Raw genomic sequence first — 22,002 nt, forward strand, 5'->3', positions numbered from 1 at the left:
TAACGCTACACTTGTATACGATAGTATGTACAAATGTGATAGTTATCTTATCTACATGTTAATATACAAAAAGGAGGCCAGTTTTTTGAGCCTCCTTTTTGTATATGCATTTTACTTTTTTAAGCTACTTTAGCCTTACTTTTCTCGGACTTGCCGTTTTCAGAGGCAGCGGTGGCTTTCTCTTCTACCGCTTTGGTTTTGTTGCTGCTATTGTTTCCTGAACCGGATGTGATATTTATCTGTCGCTTCATTGTTTTCTTTTCATCCTTTGGTACATTCACAAGCAGCAGACCATCTTCAAAACTGGCTGTAATCTTGTCTGGATTTACTTTATCAGGCAAGTAGAATGTTCTGCTGAAAGAACCGTACTGTGTCTCCAGCATATGGTAGCGTCTGCCGTCGTCTTTTTTCTCCAGCTTGCGCTCACCGGTTATAGTTAGTCTACCTTCCTGGAAATCAATGTTGATGTTCTCTGCTTTTACACCGGGCAGTGCCAGTTGTATCTCGAAACCTTTTTCTGTTTCGCAGGCATCTACATGTGGTGTAAAGTCTGAGAAATTGCGGGTGTTCACAGACTCATTGAAGAATCTGTCTAACATAGAACTAAACGAATTTGGCATAGCGTCCTGCATGCCGTTATATCTGCTCAGTGCCATAGTTGTATATATTTTAAGTTTGTTAATTATGTCCTAAAATGATTTACAACTACAGTATATTAAAAACTGTACCAGTTGAATTATCCTGCTAAATCATGAAAAAATGTCATTTAAGACAACATGCTTTAGGTTAAATAGCTGACTAATTTACAGTTACCAAGGTTTTAATAAGTAATACTGGCAGTATTCGGGATTTTATTGAAGGTATAGTTCAACTCCAGCCCCACCACTGGCGAAATACGATTGCGTTTGGTGGTGTAGCTTTCCTTTACCAGTTTCTCTTCCTCATCATAAACAGGCGCCACGAGCGCATAGTAATAATTGGTCTGCCGCATAAAGTACGGAGTAAGGCGTAGCTTATCGTTCAATTCATAAGTCACGTTCACACGCAGGCGCAAGCGGTCTATGCCGCGCTCCTGCATTTCAATGTCACTATCCTGCCCGATTCCGGATAACAACAGGGCCTCACAGCTGATACTTGGTGTTATAAATTTACCTTTCAAAGGAAACCGCTTTCCCAATTCGGCTGCCAGGTGAAAACGGAGAGAAGCACTTATTTCTTCCTGTTTCGCCCGTTCTGCCATCACTTGTTTATTAAAATACAGGCTCTTAATGTTACCATTGTGGCGCAGGAACAAAGCATTGAAGACCGTTTTAGGATAATCCTCAGCTGCATAACGGAGCACAGCTCCGCCCCGCCAATGGTCGTTGAAGGTATGCTCGTAACCTAAGGTCAGTTCTACGCGCTCAAAAGTGCTGAGCGGCCCCGTCTCACGCAGATCATTGTAGCGGCCATCGGTATTGATGCGGTACTGGTTCCGGAAGAACAACAATCCGTCTTCGCCAACACCATAATTTACCTGCAGTTCGGGCCATACTGCAGCAGGAGCTGTTACCTTGTCCTGGGCCAGGGTAAAGAGCGGGAGCAGGACCAGCAGCAGCAGTGGGTACAGTTGTTTCATCTGTTTTCGTTAAATTTCTTTTCTTTCAGCGCTTCAATCACTCCAAGCAGAACCTCACTTCCCCACTCGTCAAACAGAATCCGTTCGTTCAGTTCAGGAAAGCTCTGGTTGTAAATAGCAAAATAATCTTCGTACTCCTTTACCCCCACATCCTCCCAGAAAGACAGGTGGTCTTTGTTGATAAAGTAAACGCCCTCGTCGGTTAAGCGAACTTCTCTTAACTCAAGCTCATGCGTCAGGTAAAACTGCTGGAGGTAAGCGTTTATGATATCCTGGAGGTAGTGCTCCCACATCCAATCCACTATTCTGTTAAAGGTCCTTATATAGGCGGTATTTTTATCGAAGTAACTTACAAACTTAATACGAAAAACACCCTTTTCCTTTGTTTTAATATCTATCCTGAAATCGCAGCCAACATAAAACCTGTACCATATAATCCAGTTCATGTTGAACTTAATGTCGAGGATGTCCTTTTTGTCGATTCTGGTCAGATGCCCCGGTTCAAAGAAGTTAGCTTCATACTCAAGATAACCAGGAGTAAGCCGTAGTGTCCGCTTTCTGTCGAACATACCTGCTGACAACTTAAAACGTAAGCTTCTGGCCTCCTCCATGTGCAACTCTTTTAAGCTTTCAACTCTTGCAGCGTCACATAGGCCATTAAGCCAATGCCTGTTTCGAGGGCAGCCTCATCTATATCAAAGGTTGGGGTATGCACCCCTGACACAATGCCACGCGCCTCGTTGCGGGTGCCGAGGCGGTAAAAGCAAGCAGGCACCTCCTGCGAATAGTAAGCGAAATCCTCTGCTCCCATCCATAAATCCAGGTCTACTACATTGTCTGCGCCCAAATAAGACGCAGCGGCAGCGCGGGCCCTGTCTGTAAGTTCAGGGTCGTTCTGCAGGAAAGGATACCCATTCTTGATGTCGATGTCGCAGCTGCCGCCCATACTCTCGCATAGGCTTTCCGCCAGTTTCTTAATGCGCTTGTGGGCCTCTTTCCGCCATACCTCGTTCATAGTCCGGAAAGTGCCTTCTATTTTTACCTCATCAGGGATAACGTTCGTGGCTCCCTTTGCCTCTACTTTACCAAAAGAGAGAACCGTTGGCACTTTGGGGCTGGCATGGCGGCTTACTATCTGCTGCAGCGCCACAATCAGGTGTGAGGCAATGAGTACGGTATCCACGTTCATCTCAGGCATGGCGGCGTGGCCGCCTTTGCCTTTCACAGTAATGTAAATTTCGTCGGCGCTCGCCATATACATGCCGGACCTGAAGCCTACTTTGCCTGCCGGCAGCATCGGGAACACGTGCTGGCCTACAATTGTCTCCGGAGCCGGATTCTGCAGCACCCCTTCTTTTATCATAATGGAAGCTCCTCCGGGAAATTTCTCCTCCCCCGGCTGGAAGATAAGTTTTACCGTGCCTTCAAACTCCTCCCGCATTTCCTGCAGGATGCGGGCAGCGCCCAGAAGCGAGGCCGTGTGTACATCATGGCCACAGGCATGCATCACTCCTTCATTTTTGGACTTGTAGGCTACATCGTTTGCCTCTACGATGGGCAGGGCATCCAAATCGGCACGCAGGGCAACGGTTTTTTTCCCTGGGTTACGGCCTTCAATTAAAGCCACCAGCCCTGTTTCGGCCATTGAGGCAGGTTTTAATCCATAACTCTCCAGCACCTGCTTTACATAAGCAGCAGTCTGATGCTCCTCAAACGACAGTTCAGGGTTTGCATGTATGTGTCGGCGCACCTGCACGGTGTCAGGAGCGTATGTCTGAGCCAGTTCTTTGATTCTATCTACAGTACTCATTCGTTAATATGCTAATGCAGGAATAAGTTCTTTGTCTGGTTCCTGCGCCAGAAGTTGAACATAGCAATTAAACGCTATGGTATCAAAAATAAAAGCGCTGCGACTATATCAGGCCACAACGCTTTCAGTAAAGTACATTGTCTTTGTCTAACGCCTTCAGTCTGAACTCTTAGTACGTCTTGTTAATGTTAATCTGCTCCTCCACAATCTGTGCATTCGGAATCAGGTCAGACAATTGATTTAGCACCTGCTGCGCTTCTATACGGCTAAAAAAGTCCCCTACTTTCAGGCGGAAGTTAGGTTGCTGATAGGTCAGGTAATCCTTTTCTTCCGGCACCCGTGCCAGTATAGATTTCCGCAGGTTCATCACTGTCTGTCGTTCAGAGCCATTATAGGCCAGGATGCGATACCCCTGGGCATACTTGATGTTCTTGTTCACGCTTGCCACCGTATCCATCAGCACGGCCACCTGCTGGTTTACGTGGTTGGTTGGCTCGATGCGCGCCACAGGGGCTGCTGCATTATCCACTGGGTACCTGGGCCTGTACTGACTCAGGTCTTCTGAAACTTTTACTCTGGCGGTTCCTCTGTCTGTGTCTCCTGTGGTTCTGCCTGACGAAGGGGAACAGGCTGAGCTGACAACGAAAGCCAGCAAAAGAAAAAGGCTAACTATTTTGTTCATGGGTAACTATTTTAATGCTGGCAGAGCATCCTAACCTGTCAGCACCAGCATTTATAAACGCTTCGGCATCGGCAAATGTTTTAATTCCTCCTGATGCTTTTATCTTGACTTTATTCGGCAGCACCCGGCGCATCAGCTTTACATCTTCCACAGAGGCTCCACGCGAGGCAAAACCCGTAGAGGTTTTTACGTAATCGGCTTCTGCGGCAACGCAAATCTCACATGCTTTCTCTATTTCCTCCGGCGACAGCAAGGCTGTTTCAATGATTACCTTTAGTACTGCCTTCTTCAGATGGCAGAACTGGGCCAGCTCGCCCAACTCCTTTTCTACTGCAGTGTATTTACCCGATTTGAAAGCGGAGATGTTCATGACTACGTCAATCTCATTTGCGCCATCTTCTATAGCCTGGTGCGTCTCCAGCAACTTTACCTTTTCGTGCTGGTAGCCCAGCGGGAAACCAACTACTGTCGCCACTTTTACCTGTGTACCCGGCCCCAGGCTTTCTTTAGCCAGAGCAACATAGCAGGGTGCCACACAAACTGCAGCAAAGCCGTAATTACGGGCCTCATTACAAAGCTGCACTACCTGGCTGGCTGTTGCCTCAGGGCGTAACTGCGTATGATCTATATAAATTGCCAATTCGTCTGCTTCCATAAAATAGATTTAAAAGAGAAAGGACATAAGAGGAAGGTTGCCCCTCCCTTATGCCCTTGTCCTTTTTATGTTTATCCTATAAAGAGCCTTATTCTTAATTTAACAGAAAAAGTTTCCTTATTTTTCTTCCTCAATCAGCATGCAGCGGTTGTTCAGCAGATCTTCCTCCACATTTTTGAACTTCACGTCCTTCAGCACACGGCCATCGCTGTACTGCACGCTTACACGGTCGTTACGTCCCGCTACCTTCTGAGAGTGGGCAGGCATGATTTTCTCCGGCTCCGGAGCTGGCGTGGTCGTTTGGCCAGCCTGGTTCTCGAGCGAGGAATGTACTTCCTGCTTCTGCTCCTGCAGCACCGGCGGCTTAGGTGCCATCGGCGGCCTTATGGGCTGCTGCACCTGCTGTGGTGCCTGCACCGGGATGTACGCATGGAACAGGAACTGGATGGTCTGCTCATTTACTTTACCAATCATGCGCTTGAACAGCTCAAACGATTCGAACTTGTAAATCAACAACGGATCTTTCTGCTCGTACACCGCGTTCTGCACACTTTGCTTCAGGTCGTCCATCTGGCGCAGGTGCTCTGTCCAGGCCTGGTCTATGGTGCCCAGCGTAATGATTTTCTCCATGGCACGGATAAGCTCCATACCATGCGAATCATACGCTTTGGTCAGGTTGGCTACAGCAGCCAACTGGCGCTTGCCATCTGTAAACGGCACCGCTACGTTCTCAATCATCGGTCCACGGTTCTGGTGGATATCCGCGATAATTGGGTAAGCCTGGTCCGCCGTCTGCTTGTTTCGCTGCAGGTAATGGTTCAACGCTTCGTTATACAGGCGCTCTGCCAGTTGGTTAGCCGGAACCGACTTGAAATCATCCTCTGTAATCTGCGTGTTGATACCGAACACACGGATAATGTGCAGCTGGAAGTTTTCGTAGTCGTTGATGTTCTTGTAGCTCACCACCACGTCTTCGCTGATATCATAAATCATGTTCCAGATATCCAGCTCCAGGCGCTCCCCGTACAGGGCATTGCGGCGGCGCTTGTACACTACCTCACGCTGTGCGTTCATCACGTCGTCGTACTCCAGCAGGCGCTTACGCTGTCCGAAGTTGTTTTCTTCCACTTTCTTCTGCGCACGCTCAATAGAGTTTGTGATCATGGAGTGCTGAATCACCTCACCTTCTTCCAGACCCATACGGTCCATCAGGCGGGCAATACGGTCAGAGCCGAACAAACGCATCAGGTTGTCTTCCAGCGATACGAAGAACTGCGAAGAACCCGGGTCACCCTGGCGACCGGCACGACCACGCAACTGGCGGTCTACACGGCGGGATTCGTGGCGCTCTGTACCTACAATGGCCAGACCACCGGCAGCTTTCGATTCCGGAGCCAGCTTAATGTCGGTACCACGACCGGCCATGTTTGTAGCGATGGTTACAGTACCCGGCTTACCAGCTTCAGCTACAATCTCCGCCTCTTTCTGGTGCATTTTGGCGTTCAGTACCTGGTGCTTGATGTTGCGCAGCTTCAGCATGCGGCTCAGGAGCTCTGATATTTCCACTGAAGTAGTACCTACCAGCACCGGACGGCCTTTCTGCGTCAGCTCTACAATCTCGTCTGCAACGGCATTATATTTTTCACGAACGGTTTTGTACACCTTGTCGTGCTCGTCTTTTCGCTGTATCGGGCGGTTGGTCGGGATAACTACCACATCCAGCTTATAGATGTCCCAGAATTCGCCTGCTTCTGTTTCGGCAGTACCGGTCATACCAGCGAGCTTATGGTACATGCGGAAGTAGTTCTGCAGCGTCACGGTAGCGTAAGTCTGTGTGGCATCTTCTACCTTCACGTTCTCTTTCGCCTCAATGGCCTGGTGCAAACCGTCAGAATAGCGGCGGCCTTCCATGACACGGCCAGTTTGCTCATCCACAATTTTCACTTTGTGGTCTGCAGTTACAATATACTCGGTGTCTTTTTCGAACAGGGTATACGCCTTCAGCAACTGGTTAATAGTGTGCACACGCTTCGTCTTGTCCTGGTAGTCAGCAATAAGCCTTTCTTTTGCATGCAGCTGGTCTTCCTCAGAAAGCGACTTGTCGTTTTCAATATTGGCGATTTCTGTACCGATATCCGGCAGGATGAACAGGTTTGGATCTTCGCCCTGGCCCGTAATCAGGTCAATACCCTTTTCGGTCAGTTCAATCTGGTTGTGCTTTTCATCGATGGTGAAGTACAGTGGCTCATCGGCCTCCGGCATCATGCGCGAGTTGTCCTGCAGGTAGTAATTCTCTACTTTCTGAAGGATGGCACGGTTACCTGTTTCACTCAGGTACTTAATCAACGGCTTGCTCTTTGGCAGACCACGGTATGCACGGAACAGGGAAAGACCGCCCTCCTGCGTGTTTCCTTCTTTGATTAAACGCTTCGCCTCTGTCAGGTAATTATTTACAAGTTTACGCTGTGCCTCTACCAGCATGGCAATGCGTGGCTTCAGCTGGTAAAACTCATGCTCATCACCGCGTGGCACCGGACCGGAAATAATTAATGGGGTACGGGCATCGTCAATCAGCACAGAGTCCACCTCATCTATCATCGCATAATGATGCTTGCGCTGTACCAGGTCCTGTGGTTCCCTGGACATGTTGTCACGCAGGTAGTCGAAGCCGAACTCATTATTGGTACCGTAGGTGATGTCTGCTTTGTAGGCATTGCGGCGGGCTTCAGAGTTTGGCTGGTGCTTGTCGATGCAGTCGATGGTCAGGCCATGGAACTCGAACAAAGGCGCCATCCACTCAGAGTCACGCTTGGCCAGGTAGTCGTTTACCGTTACCACGTGTACCCCACGCTTTGCCAGTGCATTCAGGTAGGCAGGCAGCGTAGCCACTAAAGTTTTACCTTCACCGGTCGCCATCTCTGCAATTTTACCCTGGTGCAGCACAATACCTCCAATCAGCTGTACATCGTAGTGCAGCATGTCCCAGGTAACTTCGTTGCCTGCGGCAATCCATTTATTTGCCCAGACAGCTTTGTCGCCGTCGATCTGTACGTTTGGTTTGCGGGATGCCAGTGCGCGGTCCTGGTCGTTGGCAGTTACGATCAGCTGCCCGTTTTCTTTCCAGCGGCGGGCTGTCTCTTTCACAACGGCAAAGCCAGTTGGCAGCACTTCCATCAGCACTACTTCCAGGTCTTTGTTACGCTGTTTCTCCAACTCATCAATTTCAGAGAAGATGTTCTCTTTCTGAACAATGTTCAGTTCCGGCTCATCAGCGATACGCTTGTGCAGCGCAGCAATTTTTTCATCTATAGGTCTAAGCCGCTCATCAATGATGCCCTTAATCTCCACCGTCTTCTGGCGGAGCTGATCATCGGTGATATCGGCAAGCTTCAGAAATTCTTCGTTTACTTTAGATACGTAGGGTACAACCTCTTTAATATCTCTGTCGGATTTGGTCCCGAATAGTTTCGCAACGGTTTTACCGAAAAAATCAAACATGTGCGTGTATCTTCTTTATTTAAATGCTCTGTTCTTAATATCGTCAAAAATAAGCTGTTTTTCCGACATTCTTGGTGTCTTGTACTAAAACAGTACCAGAATAACGGTTGCACAGCTTATCTGCCAAATTTACCGCTACAACATATAGCTTTTAATATACTTATGTAAGCGCCTTAATAGGCTATGCCATAATATGTAACATGTGGCAATGTGGCAGAAGTTCGATTTCCTTTAGTAATAGTTTCCTGCTGCTCTTTCTTTACAAAGATGCTGCGCTACTATGTCCTGATTTAGTATAAGGCCTAAGCAAGGCTGTTCAGTTTAAACCGGACTTCTCCATTCTGTTCTATACCTGTTTCTACCCAACCGGCTTTTCTGTAAAATGCTTCTGCCCGTGTGCCTGGGTCGGTGGTAAGCCACAGTTTAGGCTGCCCGGCAGCAAAACTCCAGGATACCATCAGGTCGTGCAACTTCCTGCCAATCCCTTTCTTTTCAAACAACGGATCCACAAACAAAGCCCAGACGTTAGACCGTGTCAGGTCCACAATAGCGAAGCCTACCACCTTCCCTTCAGCCTCGCATACCCAACCTGCTCCTCTTTCCAGCAGCATGTCTCTACACACTGCGTGCATAACCAATGCAGGGTCTGACAACTTATTCTCCCGTACGGCCATCCGTACCCGGAACATTCCTGCTATGTCCGCTACTGTAGCACGGCGAAAGACCATTCAGATAGTTTTAGATTACAGTTTACAGGTGGTGCAAACCTCGTCGTTGCCCCATGAAAAGGATGGACATGATTTTTACGAAAACACCCTCTGAAACTCCACCACAGCCTGCCAGCCATCGAGTGTTTGGAGCCAGTCTTTCCGGATGCCGATTTTTTCAAACCCTGCTTTCTGAAAAAGATGGATGCTGGCCAGGTTGGTGGCCGTTACGGTGCAGAACACCTGGTGCAGTTGCAGGGTGTTCTGGCAGTAGCTTAGCAACAACTGAAGAGCCTCCGGTGCATGCCCGTTGCCCCTGTGCGGAGCAGCCACTACAATACCCACGCCAGCCCGCCTGTGCAAAGGGTCAAAATCAAAAAGGTCTATCGCGCCAACAGATTCGTGGTTGTGGTTGCAGATAACCAGGCGCAGTTGTTTGATGGTATAGATATCCAGTGCGGCATTCTCCAGGTACTGTTCCAGCACAAACTTAGAGTAGGGCGTAAGCGTGTTGCCTACATGCCAGACAGAAATATCGTTTTCGAGATTGTATAAAAAATCCAGATCAGTGGGCTCCAGTGCTCTGAGATATGTTTTTTCTGAACGTAGAAACACGCTGATCCGGATTAAGAATTTTATAGTTGTTGTTGTGCCTGCGGAAGTGGCACCGAACCAGTGAAGACCTGCTTCGCCGGCCCTACCAGGTTGATGTATTTAAAGCTATCGCCATCCCGCTTAAAGGTTACCTCCAGTTCTCCTCCCAAAGTTTTCACCTTTACCGGACTCTGAAACCCTTTCAAACCGGCCACCAAGGCACTGGCCGTTACGCCCGTTCCGCATGAAAGTGTCTCGTCTTCCACACCGCGCTCATAGGTGCGCACAAAAATCTCGTTATCTGAAATCCGCTCTACAAAGTTTACATTTGTGCCCTCTGCGGCAAAGCGGCTGTTATAGCGGATGGCACGGCCTTCTGCATACACATCCAGGTCCTGCACATTCTCTACAAAGCGCACATAGTGCGGAGAGCCTGTGTTTAGGTAAAAATCATCCCCTATCTGCTCTACAGCATGCACGTCGTTCATTTTAAGCTGGATGAGGTCACGCTCTACACTGGCCTGGTGCTCTCCATCTGCAGCCAGGAAACAAGCCACGTCCTCTATCACGCCCAGGTGCCTTGCAAAACGCACGGTGCAGCGCCCTCCGTTCCCGCACATAGAACCCAGGCGGCCGTCGGCGTTATAGTACACCATCTCAAAGTCATAGTCCGGGTGGTCCTGCAGCAGAATTAAGCCATCTGCCCCTACACCGGTGCGTCTGTCACAAATTTGCTTTACCAAAGCCTCATCGTCTGTTGGAAAAGCGTGTTTACGATTATCGACCATCACGAAGTCATTGCCCGTGCCCTGGTACTTATAAAAGGTTATTGCCATATCAGTGTAACAAAAAAATTCGCGACTGCGTGCACTTTTTAAGGTTCGGCGGATATTGAGTACTTTTGCCCTCAACCGGCACACAGCCAGAAATTAACGACAAAGATATGTATTCCTTTCTTACAACAGAAAATTGGGCTGACTATGAATTAGTAGATTCCGGAAATTTTGAGAAACTGGAGCGTTTTGGCCAATATTATGTGGCGCGTCCTGAGCCTCAGGCTATTTGGGATAAGCACCTTTCTGAGCAGGAGTGGCAGCGCATGGCCAATGCCGTGTTCACCCGCGACAAAAACAGCACCGAAAAAGGACAATGGCAGCTGAAGAAAGGAATGCCAGAGCAGTGGTATATCAACTACAACTACAACGACCTGAAACTGCGTTTCCGCCTGGGCCTTTCCTCCTTTAAGCATGTGGGCCTGTTCCCGGAGCAGGACAGCAACTGGAAGTTTATTTACGACACTACCCGCAGGTTAAAGACGCCGCAGCCCAAGATACTTAACATGTTTGCCTACACAGGAGCCGCAACCCTGGCTGCCAAAGCCGCCGGAGCCGATGTAACGCACCTCGACTCGGTGAAGCAGGTAAACTTCTGGGCCCGCGATAACATGGAAGCCAGCAGCCTCGACAACGTGCGCTGGATTGTGGAAGATGCCATGAAATACGCCCGCCGTGAAGTAAAACGCGGCAACACCTACAACGGCATTATCCTGGACCCGCCTGCCTATGGCCGCGGCCCGAACGGCGAAAAATGGCAACTGGAAAATGAACTGAACGAAATGATCAAGCTGTGCCGTGAGCTGCTGGACAAAACCGATTACTTCCTGCTCATTAACCTATACTCCATCGGCTTCTCCGCTATGGTGCTGGACAACCTGATGCGGGAGACTTTCGGAGAGCAGGTGAAGAATGAGGAGTTAGGCGAGTTGTACCTGCACGACAGCGGCAACAGAAAACTGCCTTTGGGTACCTTTTTCCGGTTTACTTCGGCCAAGTAACCTCTACAGCTAAACCTGCGGCAGAGAGCCGATGTACAGCATCAAGAACATCCTGATTTTATTTCAGCCCCTTTTACAAATATCCACATCCTTAAACCTTCACCGCATGAAAAAACGCTTCGCACTCATCGACATGGGCACCAATACCTTTCACCTGCTCCTGACAGAAGTAGATGAAAACGGAAAACGGCATGACTTTATCAAAACCAAAGTACCGGTGCGTTTAGGCCAGGGCGGCATCAGCAGCGGAGCTATTGCCCCGGAAGCCTATGAGCGGGCTATTAAAACGCTCAAGGATTTCAGGAGGCAGATTGATGAGTATGAGGTGGAGGCAATACAGGCAATGGCAACGAGCATGGTGCGCAATGCTTCAAACGGCGATGATTTTATCAAGGACATCTTCAAAGAGACAGACATACAGGTGCAGGTAATAGACGGTAACAAGGAGGCAGAGTTTATTTATTATGGTGTGCGGGCAGCCGGTGTGCTCGATGAGCAAACGTCGTTGGTGATGGACATTGGCGGGGGCAGTGTAGAATTTATTATCTGCAATAAACAGGAGATATTCTGGAAGCGCAGCTTCGAAGTTGGGGCACAGCGCATGATGGACCGGTTCTTTAAGCAGGACCCAATTGCCCCCGAAAGTGCAGAAGCAGAAAAAGCTTATTTAAGAGAAGAGCTACAGCCGCTCACTGAAGCAGTAGCACAATACAAGCCAACCATACTGGTAGGTTCTTCCGGCACCTTTGATACGCTGTGTGACATTAATGCGCATAGTAAAGGTGACTTTAGCCGTCAGCAGGACCAGCCCGCAGCCTCTACATTAGCCATAGCTGATTTCTACAGGATACACCAAGACCTGCTGCGCAAAAACCATGAAGAACGTCTTGCGATACCGGGGATGCTGGAGATGCGTGTAGATATGATTGTGCTGGCCAGTATCGCTGTGGACTTTGTGCTACAAGCCTATAACCTGCAGGAAATACGTGTGTCTGCGTATGCGCTCAAAGAGGGTGTGTTGCAGAAAATGCTCGAGGAAGAACGGGTGTAACTGATATCTCTAAAGATAGCTGGCTTCGAACGTTCCTGTTCGAAGCCAGCTATCGGAGACATCCATGTCTCCGTTTCTGCTTTACCGGGTTAAACTGTCCCTTCTTCTCTGAGGAGGGACGGTTACATACTTTCTGCCATTTAAGATTCAGAAGCAGGAGTGTGCCGCATTAAAATTACCGCCGAAAAGCTTATAACCCTGCGCCAGCATCTATTATACAGATACAAGGCATTGGTTCTATAATTTGTTAATTTGCCGCCTCTACCGGAGAATCTTATCTATGCATTCATACAGACAACTTTTCGATTTTACACAAGAGGTTTTTCTGCACATGGGATGTCCGCCCAAAGACGCCAAACTGGCTGCCGAGGTACTTTTAGAGGCCGATTTACGTGGTGTGGACTCACATGGCGTGGCACGTTTAAGCGGCTATGTACGCCTGTGGGAAGCTGGCCGTATCAACCCAAAGCCCAACATGCGCATTGTACACGAAACGCCCAGCACCGCTACCGTAGACGGTGACGGCGGTTTAGGATTGGTGATTGCCCCCAAGGCAATGGACATTGCCATCGACAAGGCCGCCAAAGTAGGTACAGGCTGGGTATCAGTGAAAAACTCGAATCATTTTGGTATTGCAGGTTATCATGCCATGGAGGCCTTATCCTCAGACATGATAGGCATAGCCATGACCAATGCCTCCCCACTGGTGGCTCCCACTTTCTCTACCGACCGGATGCTGGGTACCAACCCGATTGCGGTAGCCATTCCAACGAAAGAGCAGCCTGCGTTTGTGGCTGACTTCGCCACAGCCTCTGCCGCCAATGGTAAGCTGGAGATTCTGCAGCGAAAAGAGAAAAAGGCACCCGTAGGCTGGATTCAAACAAAAGAGGGAGACCGTTCTACCAATGCAAATGAACTGAAGGCTGGGGGCGCTCTGCTGCCATTGGGTAGCGACAAAGTACACGGGAGCCACAAGGGTTATGCCCTTGCCTCGATTGTAGATATTTTTTCTGCAGTGCTTTCAGGTGCCAACTATGGCCCGTGGGTGCCACCGTTTGTGAGTTTCCTACCAGTGGCGGAGAATCTGGTTGGGGAAGGCATCGGCCACTTCCTGGGTGCTATGCGCATAGATGCTTTCCGCCCGGCTGACGAATTTAAGTCTCACATGGACAACTGGATTGAGACTTTCCGTAAAGCAAAAGTGAAGAAAGGAGAGAAAGCGGTGTTGATCCCCGGTGACCCGGAACGGGAGATGACAGAAAAGCGTCTGAAAAAAGGAATTCCGCTTTTGCCGCCTGTAGAGCGTGACCTGGAAGAACTTGGCAAGCGTTTCGGCATTAAATTATAACAGCATGGCACAAACCGCTACTGCAAAATTTTTCAGGGGCATTGGTATAGGCTCCACCAACAGAAGTATTCTGATGATGGTGGTGGCGTGGGCGCTGAACGTGCTGTGGCTTGGCCTTAACTACTTCTGGCGTTTTGCGTCTGTAGAGGTTTTGCTGGCTATACCCATCCTGCTGCTATTGTACGCACTGTTGGCGCTGCTGGGCTACACTTACTGGGGGGTGAGGGAAGTGCGGGAACAGGATGCCCCCTATGCCAATGTAATGGTAGGGGTGATTGTTGCTGTCACGCTGCTGTATTTCAATTATAATCTGCTGGAGTTTGTGCTGGGTGTCTTAAATTAATTTAAGCAACACAAGTATTACAACATAAGCCATAGGACCCTTTCCTTGCATTAGGTATAAATCCGGAGGAGTTACTGACGCGGGAATTTGTCTCGTGAAGCCGTCATAAGGGGTGAAAGCCTTCCTACTCCCTCTGTGCAGGTGAAAGGGCACCTGTACAACAAAGGGAACAACAACAGGCCTCTTATATACAAAAAGCGTTGGCAGATTCCTGCCAGCGCTTTTTGTATATAGCTAAACTTAATCTTACTCTATCTTCTTCCCGGACATTGCCTTCTTGATAGAAATCTGCATCACGCGCTCTGCAAAAGGACTGGTCTGTGCTTCCAGCACGTCTACCGCGCCATAGATAGCATCTTTATCGCCGCCGGAAGCCAGCACGTCTTTCAGGTGCTGCACATTTTTACGGGTCAGGGCAATTTCTTCCTCCGTCAGGTGTTCCCCGTTCTTCTCAATAAAGCGCTCTACCTGGTATAGCATCTGCTCGGCTGTACTACGGGCCTCAATCTGCATACGCGCCGACACGTCGTCTTTTGCGTGCGTAATGGAGTCCATCAGCATTTGCTCTACCTGCTCATCGGTCAGGCCATACTGAGGCTTCACTTCTACCTCCTGGCGTGTGCCGGAACGCAACTCAATTGCCTCCACTTTCAGGATACCATCCGCATTCAAAATAAAGTTCACATCTACTTTCGGGAAACCTGCCGGCATAGCCGGAATACCTTTCAGGTCGAACTCTGCCAGCTTACGGTTCTCCTTCACAATGTCGCGCTCGCCCTGGTAAACTGAAATCTTCATGTTTACCTGTCCGTCCACAGACGTGGTATACTGGCGGCCAGCCTTTGTTGGTATTTTGGAATTCCTTGGAATGATCGGGTCCATCAGGCCACCTATGGTTTCAATACCCAGCGTCAGGGGCGTTACATCCAGCAGCAGGATGTCTTTACGGTTACCAGCCAGGATATCGGCCTGAATGGCCGCACCTAATGCCACCACCTCATCCGGATTCAGTGTGTTGTTGGCTGGTTTGCCAAAGAACTCTGAAACGGCATTATATACCATGGGCACGCGTGTAGAACCTCCTACCATGATCACGGCATCTATCTGCTCCGGCTTCAGTTTGGCATCGGCCATGGCCTGGCGGCAGCTCTCCATTGTTCTGGCAACAATAGGCGCTATCAGCCCTTCAAAAGTGTGGCGCTCAATGTGGCATTCAATGGTGCCGTTGATGTTGCTGGTATATACTTCCTGCGAGCTCAGCGCTTTCTTCGCCTCCTCTGCCTTCAGGCGCAGCTCCTGCGACAGGTTCTTGTCCTGGTTTATAGTGTCTGCTACCAGTTGGTTTTCGCTTATCCAGTGGTTGATGATAGCCCGGTCGAAGTCGTCGCCACCCAGGTATGTATCTCCGTTAGTGGAAAGCACTTCGAATATGCCCTGGTGTATGCTCAGGATAGAGATATCGAATGTACCGCCGCCTAAGTCGTATACCGCCACCGTCTTCTCTTCATTCGGGTCTATACCAATACCGTAAGCGAGTGCCGCTGCCGTAGGTTCGTTCACAATGCGGAGAACCTCCAGCCCTGCCAGCTTTCCGGCATCGCGGGTAGCTTGGCGCTGTGAATCATTGAAGTAAGCGGGTACTGTAATCACAGCACGGTTGACCGGTGTTTTAAGGGAATGCTCTGCCCGCTCCCGCAGTTCTTTCAGTATTTCTGCCGATAGCTCTATTGGGGAATAGAATTTATCCTGTACCCGGATTTTTACCAATCCTTCACTATCGTCGTCTATTATCTTATATCCAAAATAGTCTTTGTGCTCGCCAAGGTCACGGTAGGACTTGCCAAGCAGGCGCTTTACAGAGTAAATAGTATTAGCAGGATCTGTGATGAGATAGTCTTTCGCCTCTGTACCAACCAGCGTTTCGCCATTTTGTGCGAAGTGCACAATTGAGGGCACAATGGTGCCACGGCCCTGGTCGTTTATAGCGATGGCTTTTTTATCTTCAGGATGAATATAGGCCACCAAGCTGTTGGTCGTTCCTAAATCTATACCTACTATTACTTCTGCCTGCTGAAGTGCACCAGTAGAAAGGTTTATTGCAACTTTTGCCATAGTATCTTTTATTACGTGAGGCTGCCGCTATTTAGCAACAGCACATAGCACAAAGTTACAAATAATTTGGGGAGGGGTTTTGTTTTGAGGTGGGGATAACTAAAATGCAAGTAGCCTGTGCTTTTGCGCAGGCTACACATCTACCCGTACGAGGGGTTACTCTTTGGCTTGCTTCTGCTAGTCCTCCTTTGGCACAATGATGAACACATCTTCGTTCGGGCGTTTCATCAGGTACTTTTCGCGGGCAAACTTCTCCAGCAGTTCCGCATTGCTCATCAGCTCCTTCCGGTCCTGCTGCACTTCTTCCATTTTTTCCAGGTAATGTTCCTTCTCCTCCTCCAGGTTGCGGAGGGTTTTGTTCATCTGGTACTGCGTAATAAAATCGTTTGAATCAAAAAAGAGCATCCAGATTAAAAACAGGAAAGAAGTGATGAAATAGAAGTTGCGGAAAATTTTGGGAATGCGTCTGTACATAGCGGTAAGGATAATAAGTGCTTATACAAAAATAAGGCTGTGAGTCAGATAACCCACAGCCTTACCACATTTATTTTATGTTCTGTATTACTAGAACTTTCTTCCAGGGAAGTAAGCTACCTCACCCAGCTCCTCCTCAATGCGGAGCAGTTGGTTGTACTTGGCCATACGGTCAGAGCGGGAAGCGGAGCCCGTTTTGATCTGGCCTGTGTTCAGGGCAACAGCAAGGTCAGCAATGGTGTTGTCCTCAGTCTCGCCGGAACGGTGGCTCATCACGCTCTTATAGCCATGGCTACGGCCAAGGTTGATGGCGTTGATAGTCTCCGTCAGGGTACCAATCTGGTTTACTTTGATTAGGATAGAGTTAGCAACGCCCTGGTCGATACCCTGCTGCAGGCGGTCTACGTTCGTTACGAACAGGTCATCACCTACCAGCTGTACTTTATCACCTGTTTTCTCTGTCAGTTCTTTCCAGCCCTTCCAGTCGTCTTCAGCCATACCATCTTCAATAGAGATGATAGGGTATTTGTTCACCCACTCGTTCCAGTAGCTCACCATGTCAGAAGAAGAAAGCTTATCGCCGGTAGACTTCTTGAAGTGATAAGTACCTGAAGAAGCATCGTAGAACTCAGAAGAGGCAGCATCCATGGCGATCATCATGTCGTCGCCTGGCTTGTAACCGGCAGCTTCAATAGCCTGAAGTACTACTTCAATAGCCTCTACGTTAGAAGCGATATTAGGTGCAAAGCCACCCTCATCACCAACGTTTGTAGAAAGACCTTTTTTCTTCAGTACGTTTTTCAGGTGATGGAATACCTCAGAACCCATACGAAGTGCCTCAGAGAATGAAGCGGCACCCACAGGCATAATCATGAATTCCTGGAAGTCGATGGCATTGTCTGCATGGCTACCACCGTTCAGGATGTTCATCATCGGCACTGGCAAGGTGTTGGCGTTCACACCACCTACATAGCGGTAAAGCGGCATGTTCAGTTCCTGAGCTGCTGCACGGGCAATAGCCAGTGATACACCTAAGATAGCGTTGGCACCTAAGTTACCTTTGTTACCAGAACCGTCCAGCTCGATCATAATCTTATCAAGCAGGTTCTGCTCATACACCTGAAATCCGATAAGCTCTTCAGCAATTTTCTCGTTCACGTTCTGCACAGCCTGCAGTACGCCTTTGCCCATGTATTTGCTCTTATCGTTATCGCGGAGCTCTACTGCTTCGTGTACACCTGTTGATGCGCCGGAAGGAACTGCAGCACGCCCTAGTGCACCGTACTCTGTAAATACATCTACTTCAACAGTAGGATTACCTCTTGAGTCGAAGATTTGTCTCGCTTTAATGTCTGTGATTAAGCTCATGTTTGTTTTTAACTATAGTTTTACTTGATTTTATTTTGTTCTAACAGCTCAATGAAATCATCGAACAGGTACTCTGAATCGTGCGGTCCTGGTGATGACTCCGGGTGATACTGTACAGAGAAGGCAGGCTTTGATTTCATACGGATGCCTTCAATAGTGTTATCGTTCAGGTTAATGTGCGTGACCTCTACCTCCGGGTGATTACGTAACTGCTCTGCATCCACCACAAAGCCATGGTTCTGGCTCGTAATCTCGGAACGACCTGTGCGCAGGTTCTTCACCGGGTGATTAAGCCCGCGGTGACCGTTGTGCATTTTGTAGGTCGCAATGCCATTTGCCTGCGCCAGCATTTGGTGCCCCATACAGATACCGAAAAGCGGCTTCTGCTTCTCCAGCATTTGCTTTACACTATTCACCGCTACTGTCGTAGCAGCCGGGTCACCGGGTCCGTTAGAGATAAAGTAACCATCAGGGTTCCAGGCTTCCATTTCTTCAAATGGAGTATTGTAAGGGAAAACTTTTACTTCGCAACCTCTTGCCACTAGGTTCTTCAGGCTGTTTTGCTTTACACCCAGGTCAAGCACTGCTACTCTGTATTTTACTTCCTCAGGGGAGTAATGATAAACAGTAGGTGTGCTCACTTTTGATGACAGCTCCAAACCTGCCATAGACGGCACTTCTGCCAATTTTTTACGCAACTCTTCTATGTCTGTTGTTTCAGAAGAAACAATTGCGTTCATGGCACCTTTGTCACGGATATGGCGCACCAAAGCTCTGGTATCTATTTCACATATACCTACCACACCGGCCTTTTCAAAATATTCCTGTAAGGAGCCTTCTGCCGTTTTTCTGGAAAAGAAATCTGAAAAGTCTTTGCATACAAGACCACTGATCTGAACTCTGTCAGACTCTACTTCTTTAGACTGTACACCATAGTTGCCCACGTGCGATACAGTTGTCACCACCATCTGTCCATAATAAGAGGGGTCAGTGAAAATCTCCTGGTAGCCTGTCATTCCGGTATTAAAACACAACTCGCCACCGGATGTACCGATTTTACCTAAACTCTTACCTTTATAAACGGTACCATCTTCTAAAAGAAGTATTGCTTCTGTTGAAATTTGCTTCTTCATATTCATGATTTGTTACAAAAATAAAAAAGGGACACGACTTCCGTCATGTCCCCTTAAATTATTTACAAAAAAAGCTTATTGTGCATCTTTTGTCTCATCGTTAGAATCAGTAGACTCTGCCGGAGCATCTGGAGTTTCAGTTGCAGCCTGAGCTGAAGCTTCAACAGCCGGAGCAGTTGTACCAGCATCCGTTGCAGGAGCCGTAGCACCAGCGTTGTCGCTGCTCTTCTTACCACCACGACGACGTGTTTTCTTCGCACCGCCAGTAGCAGTAGATGCTGTTGTCAGCATGTCCTCGTTGTAGTCTACCAACTCGATAACGCACATTTCTGCGTTGTCACCCAGTCTGTAGCCAGTCTTCAGGATACGGGTATAGCCGCCTGGCCTGTTAGCTACTTTTACTGATACCTCATCAAAAAGCTCCTTTACAGACTCTTTGTTCTGCAGGTAAGCAAAACAAGTTCTTCTTGAGTGAGTAGTATCGTTTTTAGATTTAGTAAGCAGAGGCTCCACATACTTACGTAGTGCTTTCGCCTTCGCTACTGTAGTTGAAACGCGCTTGTGCAGGATAAGGGAAGCTGCCATGTTTGACAACATTGCCTTACGGTGTGAAGCGGTTCTTCCTAAGTGATTTACTTTTTTACCGTGTCTCATTATTGTAATTTGTGCACGTGCATACCGTCGATCAACCTATGAAGGGATCGGGAATTATGCCGTAGATTTATTAATCTTCTTCTAATTTGTACTTAGAAAGGTCCATACCGAAAACCAATCCTTTTTCCTGAACCAGGTTCTCCAACTCCGTCAACGACTTCTTACCAAAGTTCCTGAACTTCATCATATCGGCTATATCAAGCTGTACAAGGTCGCCGAGAGTTTTGATATCGGCTGCCTTTAAGCAGTTGTAGGCGCGCACGGACAGGTCCATATCCTGAAGAGAAGTCTTCAGAACTTTGCGCATATGAAGCAGTTCCTCGTCTACAGCTTCTTCCTCTTCAGGTTTCGCTGTTTCGAAAGTCATTGTGTTATCAGAGAACAGCATGAAGTGCTGTATCAGGATGTTCGCCGCACCTTTCAATGCTTCTTCGGGATGAATCGAACCGTCCGTCTGGATGTCAAGAACAAGTTTCTCGTAGTCAGTTTTCTGCTCTACTCGCGTGTTCTCAACACTAAACTTCACGTTTTTGATAGGTGTGTAGATGGCATCAATAGGAATTTGACCAAATACTTGTTCGGCTGGCTTGTTTTCGTCAGCGGGAACGTAACCACGTCCTTTCTGAACTGTCAGCTCAACCTCAAAGTTAATGCTGCTATCCAGGTGGCAGATTACCAGTTCTGGGTTTAGCACCTGGAAGCTTGAAGTGAACTTGTTTATATCACCAGCGGTGAAAGTATCCTGACCACTGAGACTAACAGTGATTTTTTCGTCCAAAACTTCGCTGACTTTTTTCAAGCGAACCATCTTCAAGTTAAGGATTACGTCTGAAACGTCCTCAACCACCCCTTCAACAGACGAGAACTCATGCAATACACCACCTATACGGATGCTCGTGATGGCATAGCCTTCCAGTGAAGAAAGTAAAATTCTTCGCAGAGCATTACCGATGGTTACACCGTAACCTTTTTCAAGCGGCTTGAATTCAAATAACCCATGAAAGTCGTCGGCTTTTTCCATCACAACTTTCTCTGGCATTTGAAATGCTAATATTGACATACTTGCAGTGTTAAAGGTTATAAATTGATTATGCTGCTTACTTAGAGTAAAGCTCGACGATCAGCTGCTCCTGGATTTTCTCAGGAATCTGCTCTCTGTCAGGAGTAGCGATGTACTTACCTGCCATTTCGGTAGCATCCCACTCTAACCAGCTAAACTGACGCGCATTACGCGTAGTAAGGGAAGTAGTGATTGCTTCAAGAGACTTTGATTTCTCTCTTACTGAAACTACATCACCAACTTTAAGGCTGAAAGAAGGAATGTTAACGATATCGCCGTTAACTAAAATGTGCTTATGCAACACAAGCTGACGGGCAGCTCTTCTTGTTGGAGCTATACCTAAACGGTAAACAGTGTTATCTAATCTAGACTCCAGTAACGCTAACAAGTTCTCACCGGTGATACCACCTTTTCTGTGAGCTTTTTCGAAGATATTAGCGAATTGTTTCTCCAGAATACCGTATATATATTTCGCTTTCTGCTTTTCAGCTAACTGAATAGCATATTCTGATTGCTTCTTACGACGGCCACGGCCGTGCATCCCCGGAGGGTAAGCTTTCTTTTTAAGTGCTTTGCTTGGGCCAAAAATCTCTTCGTTAAACTTGCGAGAGATCTTGCTTTTAGGACCAGTATATCTTGCCATTTCTTAAATTAATTTTGAAATTAAACTCTTCTGCGTTTCGGTGGACGACATCCGTTGTGAGGTAGAGGCGTAACGTCTTTGATGGAAGTTACCTCTATACCTGTGTTCTGTACAGTACGGATAGCAGATTCTCTACCTGCACCAGGACCTTTTACAAACACCTCAGCCTTGCGCATTCCAAGGTCATAAGCAACTTTAGCGCAATCGCCAGCTGCCATCTGAGCGGCATACGGAGTGTTCTTTTTAGAACCTTTAAAGCCCATTTTACCAGCAGAAGCCCAAGATATTACCTGACCTACGTTATTGGTTACTGATATAATGATGTTGTTGAAAGAAGCTTTGATGTGTACCTGACCAGTTGGTTCTACAACAACTACTCGCTTTTTAGCTTTATCTTTTCTTTTCTGAGCCATGATCA

General features: G+C 48.0%; 22 protein-coding genes. 4 read left to right on the forward strand and 18 right to left on the reverse strand.

From position 1 onward, the window contains the following. Window positions 1-119: 119 nt before the first annotated feature. The 10 genes from ACYVB1_RS20075 to dapF all read right to left on the reverse strand — a co-directional run bounded on the left by ACYVB1_RS20075 (window position 120) and on the right by dapF (window position 10,400). Window positions 120-656, reverse strand: coding sequence for an Hsp20/alpha crystallin family protein (locus ACYVB1_RS20075; RefSeq protein ID WP_460925606.1), 537 nt, complete (start codon window positions 654-656; stop codon window positions 120-122). A gap of 164 nt (window positions 657-820) precedes the next feature. Beyond that, the gene (locus ACYVB1_RS20080; RefSeq protein WP_460925607.1) at window positions 821-1,618 is read right to left on the reverse strand and encodes a DUF2490 domain-containing protein; all 798 of its coding nucleotides are present in this window, start codon (window positions 1,616-1,618) and stop codon (window positions 821-823) included. Then, window positions 1,615-2,229 (reverse strand): hypothetical protein, encoded by a 615-nt coding sequence (locus ACYVB1_RS20085; protein WP_460925608.1) that lies wholly within the window; start codon window positions 2,227-2,229, stop codon window positions 1,615-1,617. Before ACYVB1_RS20085 ends, ACYVB1_RS20080 begins: the two co-directional genes overlap by 4 nt. A gap of 11 nt (window positions 2,230-2,240) precedes the next feature. Then, a complete protein-coding gene (locus ACYVB1_RS20090; protein ID WP_460925609.1) occupies window positions 2,241-3,428 on the reverse strand; it encodes a M20 metallopeptidase family protein in 1,188 nt (395 codons plus the stop codon). A 169-nt stretch (window positions 3,429-3,597) separates the two neighbouring features. Further along, window positions 3,598-4,110 (reverse strand): sporulation protein, encoded by a 513-nt coding sequence (locus ACYVB1_RS20095; RefSeq protein ID WP_460925610.1) that lies wholly within the window; start codon window positions 4,108-4,110, stop codon window positions 3,598-3,600. Next, window positions 4,094-4,765, reverse strand: a complete 672-nt coding sequence (gene deoC, locus ACYVB1_RS20100) for a deoxyribose-phosphate aldolase (protein ID WP_460925611.1) — start codon at window positions 4,763-4,765, stop codon at window positions 4,094-4,096. The genes ACYVB1_RS20095 and deoC overlap by 17 nt, the downstream gene beginning before the upstream one ends. Window positions 4,766-4,882: 117 nt before the next feature. Beyond that, the gene (gene secA / locus ACYVB1_RS20105) at window positions 4,883-8,263 is read right to left on the reverse strand and encodes a preprotein translocase subunit SecA (protein ID WP_460925612.1); all 3,381 of its coding nucleotides are present in this window, start codon (window positions 8,261-8,263) and stop codon (window positions 4,883-4,885) included. A 302-nt stretch (window positions 8,264-8,565) separates the two neighbouring features. Next, window positions 8,566-8,991: a GNAT family N-acetyltransferase gene (locus tag ACYVB1_RS20110; protein ID WP_460925613.1), complete on the reverse strand. Its 426-nt coding sequence runs from the start codon at window positions 8,989-8,991 to the stop codon at window positions 8,566-8,568. Between the two features lie 75 nt (window positions 8,992-9,066). Next, on the reverse strand, window positions 9,067-9,585 hold the full coding sequence (locus tag ACYVB1_RS20115; RefSeq protein WP_460925614.1) for a GNAT family N-acetyltransferase: 519 nt from the start codon (window positions 9,583-9,585) through the stop codon (window positions 9,067-9,069). A gap of 20 nt (window positions 9,586-9,605) precedes the next feature. Then, a complete protein-coding gene (gene dapF / locus ACYVB1_RS20120) occupies window positions 9,606-10,400 on the reverse strand; it encodes a diaminopimelate epimerase (protein ID WP_460925615.1) in 795 nt (264 codons plus the stop codon). A gap of 107 nt (window positions 10,401-10,507) precedes the next feature. On the opposite strand from dapF, the gene ACYVB1_RS20125 reads away from it, so the two are divergent. From ACYVB1_RS20125 to ACYVB1_RS20140, 4 genes are all read left to right on the forward strand, one after another. Then, window positions 10,508-11,398 (forward strand): class I SAM-dependent methyltransferase, encoded by an 891-nt coding sequence (locus ACYVB1_RS20125; protein ID WP_460925616.1) that lies wholly within the window; start codon window positions 10,508-10,510, stop codon window positions 11,396-11,398. A gap of 106 nt (window positions 11,399-11,504) precedes the next feature. Then, window positions 11,505-12,449 (forward strand): Ppx/GppA phosphatase family protein, encoded by a 945-nt coding sequence (locus tag ACYVB1_RS20130; RefSeq protein WP_460925617.1) that lies wholly within the window; start codon window positions 11,505-11,507, stop codon window positions 12,447-12,449. A 280-nt stretch (window positions 12,450-12,729) separates the two neighbouring features. Continuing rightward, a complete protein-coding gene (locus tag ACYVB1_RS20135; RefSeq protein WP_460925618.1) occupies window positions 12,730-13,797 on the forward strand; it encodes an Ldh family oxidoreductase in 1,068 nt (355 codons plus the stop codon). Between the two features lie 4 nt (window positions 13,798-13,801). Further along, a complete protein-coding gene (locus ACYVB1_RS20140) occupies window positions 13,802-14,140 on the forward strand; it encodes a hypothetical protein (protein ID WP_460925619.1) in 339 nt (112 codons plus the stop codon). Window positions 14,141-14,386: 246 nt separating this feature from the next. Here the strand turns inward: ACYVB1_RS20140 and dnaK are convergent, their stop codons facing one another. The 8 genes from dnaK to rpsK all read right to left on the reverse strand — a co-directional run bounded on the left by dnaK (window position 14,387) and on the right by rpsK (window position 21,997). Beyond that, window positions 14,387-16,252: a molecular chaperone DnaK gene (gene dnaK / locus ACYVB1_RS20145; protein WP_460925620.1), complete on the reverse strand. Its 1,866-nt coding sequence runs from the start codon at window positions 16,250-16,252 to the stop codon at window positions 14,387-14,389. A gap of 177 nt (window positions 16,253-16,429) precedes the next feature. Next, complete coding sequence (locus ACYVB1_RS20150) at window positions 16,430-16,726, reverse strand: FtsB family cell division protein (protein ID WP_460925621.1); 297 nt, start codon at window positions 16,724-16,726, stop codon at window positions 16,430-16,432. A 90-nt stretch (window positions 16,727-16,816) separates the two neighbouring features. Continuing rightward, a complete protein-coding gene (gene eno, locus ACYVB1_RS20155; RefSeq protein WP_460925622.1) occupies window positions 16,817-18,094 on the reverse strand; it encodes a phosphopyruvate hydratase in 1,278 nt (425 codons plus the stop codon). 20 nt (window positions 18,095-18,114) lie between these two features. Beyond that, window positions 18,115-19,227 (reverse strand): glutamine-hydrolyzing carbamoyl-phosphate synthase small subunit, encoded by a 1,113-nt coding sequence (gene carA, locus ACYVB1_RS20160; RefSeq protein ID WP_460925623.1) that lies wholly within the window; start codon window positions 19,225-19,227, stop codon window positions 18,115-18,117. 75 nt (window positions 19,228-19,302) lie between these two features. Continuing rightward, window positions 19,303-19,881 (reverse strand): 50S ribosomal protein L17, encoded by a 579-nt coding sequence (gene rplQ, locus ACYVB1_RS20165; protein WP_460925624.1) that lies wholly within the window; start codon window positions 19,879-19,881, stop codon window positions 19,303-19,305. Between the two features lie 70 nt (window positions 19,882-19,951). Beyond that, window positions 19,952-20,941, reverse strand: a complete 990-nt coding sequence (locus ACYVB1_RS20170; RefSeq protein WP_460925625.1) for a DNA-directed RNA polymerase subunit alpha — start codon at window positions 20,939-20,941, stop codon at window positions 19,952-19,954. Window positions 20,942-20,978: 37 nt separating this feature from the next. Continuing rightward, a complete protein-coding gene (gene rpsD, locus ACYVB1_RS20175) occupies window positions 20,979-21,584 on the reverse strand; it encodes a 30S ribosomal protein S4 (RefSeq protein WP_460925626.1) in 606 nt (201 codons plus the stop codon). A 20-nt stretch (window positions 21,585-21,604) separates the two neighbouring features. Continuing rightward, on the reverse strand, window positions 21,605-21,997 hold the full coding sequence (gene rpsK, locus ACYVB1_RS20180) for a 30S ribosomal protein S11 (RefSeq protein ID WP_460925627.1): 393 nt from the start codon (window positions 21,995-21,997) through the stop codon (window positions 21,605-21,607). Window positions 21,998-22,002 lie beyond the last annotated feature (5 nt).

Source organism: Pontibacter brevis, assembly GCF_054779655.1.

Bases quoted from the DNA above. Each gene is read 5' to 3' on its own strand.
- ACYVB1_RS20085 (WP_460925608.1), bottom strand. From the start codon at position 2,229: ATGGAGGAGGCCAGAAGCTTACGTTTTAAGTTGTCAGCAGGTATGTTC.
- ACYVB1_RS20090 (WP_460925609.1), bottom strand. From the start codon at position 3,428: ATGAGTACTGTAGATAGAATCAAAGAACTGGCTCAGACATACGCTCCT.
- ACYVB1_RS20075 (WP_460925606.1), bottom strand. From the start codon at position 656: ATGGCACTGAGCAGATATAACGGCATGCAGGACGCTATGCCAAATTCG.
- ACYVB1_RS20170 (WP_460925625.1), bottom strand. From the start codon at position 20,941: ATGTCAATATTAGCATTTCAAATGCCAGAGAAAGTTGTGATGGAAAAA.
- ACYVB1_RS20110 (WP_460925613.1), bottom strand. From the start codon at position 8,991: ATGGTCTTTCGCCGTGCTACAGTAGCGGACATAGCAGGAATGTTCCGG.
- dapF (WP_460925615.1), bottom strand. From the start codon at position 10,400: ATGGCAATAACCTTTTATAAGTACCAGGGCACGGGCAATGACTTCGTG.
- deoC (WP_460925611.1), bottom strand. From the start codon at position 4,765: ATGGAAGCAGACGAATTGGCAATTTATATAGATCATACGCAGTTACGC.
- ACYVB1_RS20150 (WP_460925621.1), bottom strand. From the start codon at position 16,726: ATGTACAGACGCATTCCCAAAATTTTCCGCAACTTCTATTTCATCACT.
- rpsK (WP_460925627.1), bottom strand. From the start codon at position 21,997: ATGGCTCAGAAAAGAAAAGATAAAGCTAAAAAGCGAGTAGTTGTTGTA.
- ACYVB1_RS20125 (WP_460925616.1), top strand. From the start codon at position 10,508: ATGTATTCCTTTCTTACAACAGAAAATTGGGCTGACTATGAATTAGTA.
- dnaK (WP_460925620.1), bottom strand. From the start codon at position 16,252: ATGGCAAAAGTTGCAATAAACCTTTCTACTGGTGCACTTCAGCAGGCA.
- rplQ (WP_460925624.1), bottom strand. From the start codon at position 19,881: ATGAGACACGGTAAAAAAGTAAATCACTTAGGAAGAACCGCTTCACAC.
- rpsD (WP_460925626.1), bottom strand. From the start codon at position 21,584: ATGGCAAGATATACTGGTCCTAAAAGCAAGATCTCTCGCAAGTTTAAC.
- ACYVB1_RS20135 (WP_460925618.1), top strand. From the start codon at position 12,730: ATGCATTCATACAGACAACTTTTCGATTTTACACAAGAGGTTTTTCTG.
- secA (WP_460925612.1), bottom strand. From the start codon at position 8,263: ATGTTTGATTTTTTCGGTAAAACCGTTGCGAAACTATTCGGGACCAAA.
- ACYVB1_RS20140 (WP_460925619.1), top strand. From the start codon at position 13,802: ATGGCACAAACCGCTACTGCAAAATTTTTCAGGGGCATTGGTATAGGC.
- eno (WP_460925622.1), bottom strand. From the start codon at position 18,094: ATGAGCTTAATCACAGACATTAAAGCGAGACAAATCTTCGACTCAAGA.
- carA (WP_460925623.1), bottom strand. From the start codon at position 19,227: ATGAAGAAGCAAATTTCAACAGAAGCAATACTTCTTTTAGAAGATGGT.
- ACYVB1_RS20095 (WP_460925610.1), bottom strand. From the start codon at position 4,110: ATGAACAAAATAGTTAGCCTTTTTCTTTTGCTGGCTTTCGTTGTCAGC.
- ACYVB1_RS20130 (WP_460925617.1), top strand. From the start codon at position 11,505: ATGAAAAAACGCTTCGCACTCATCGACATGGGCACCAATACCTTTCAC.
- ACYVB1_RS20080 (WP_460925607.1), bottom strand. From the start codon at position 1,618: ATGAAACAACTGTACCCACTGCTGCTGCTGGTCCTGCTCCCGCTCTTT.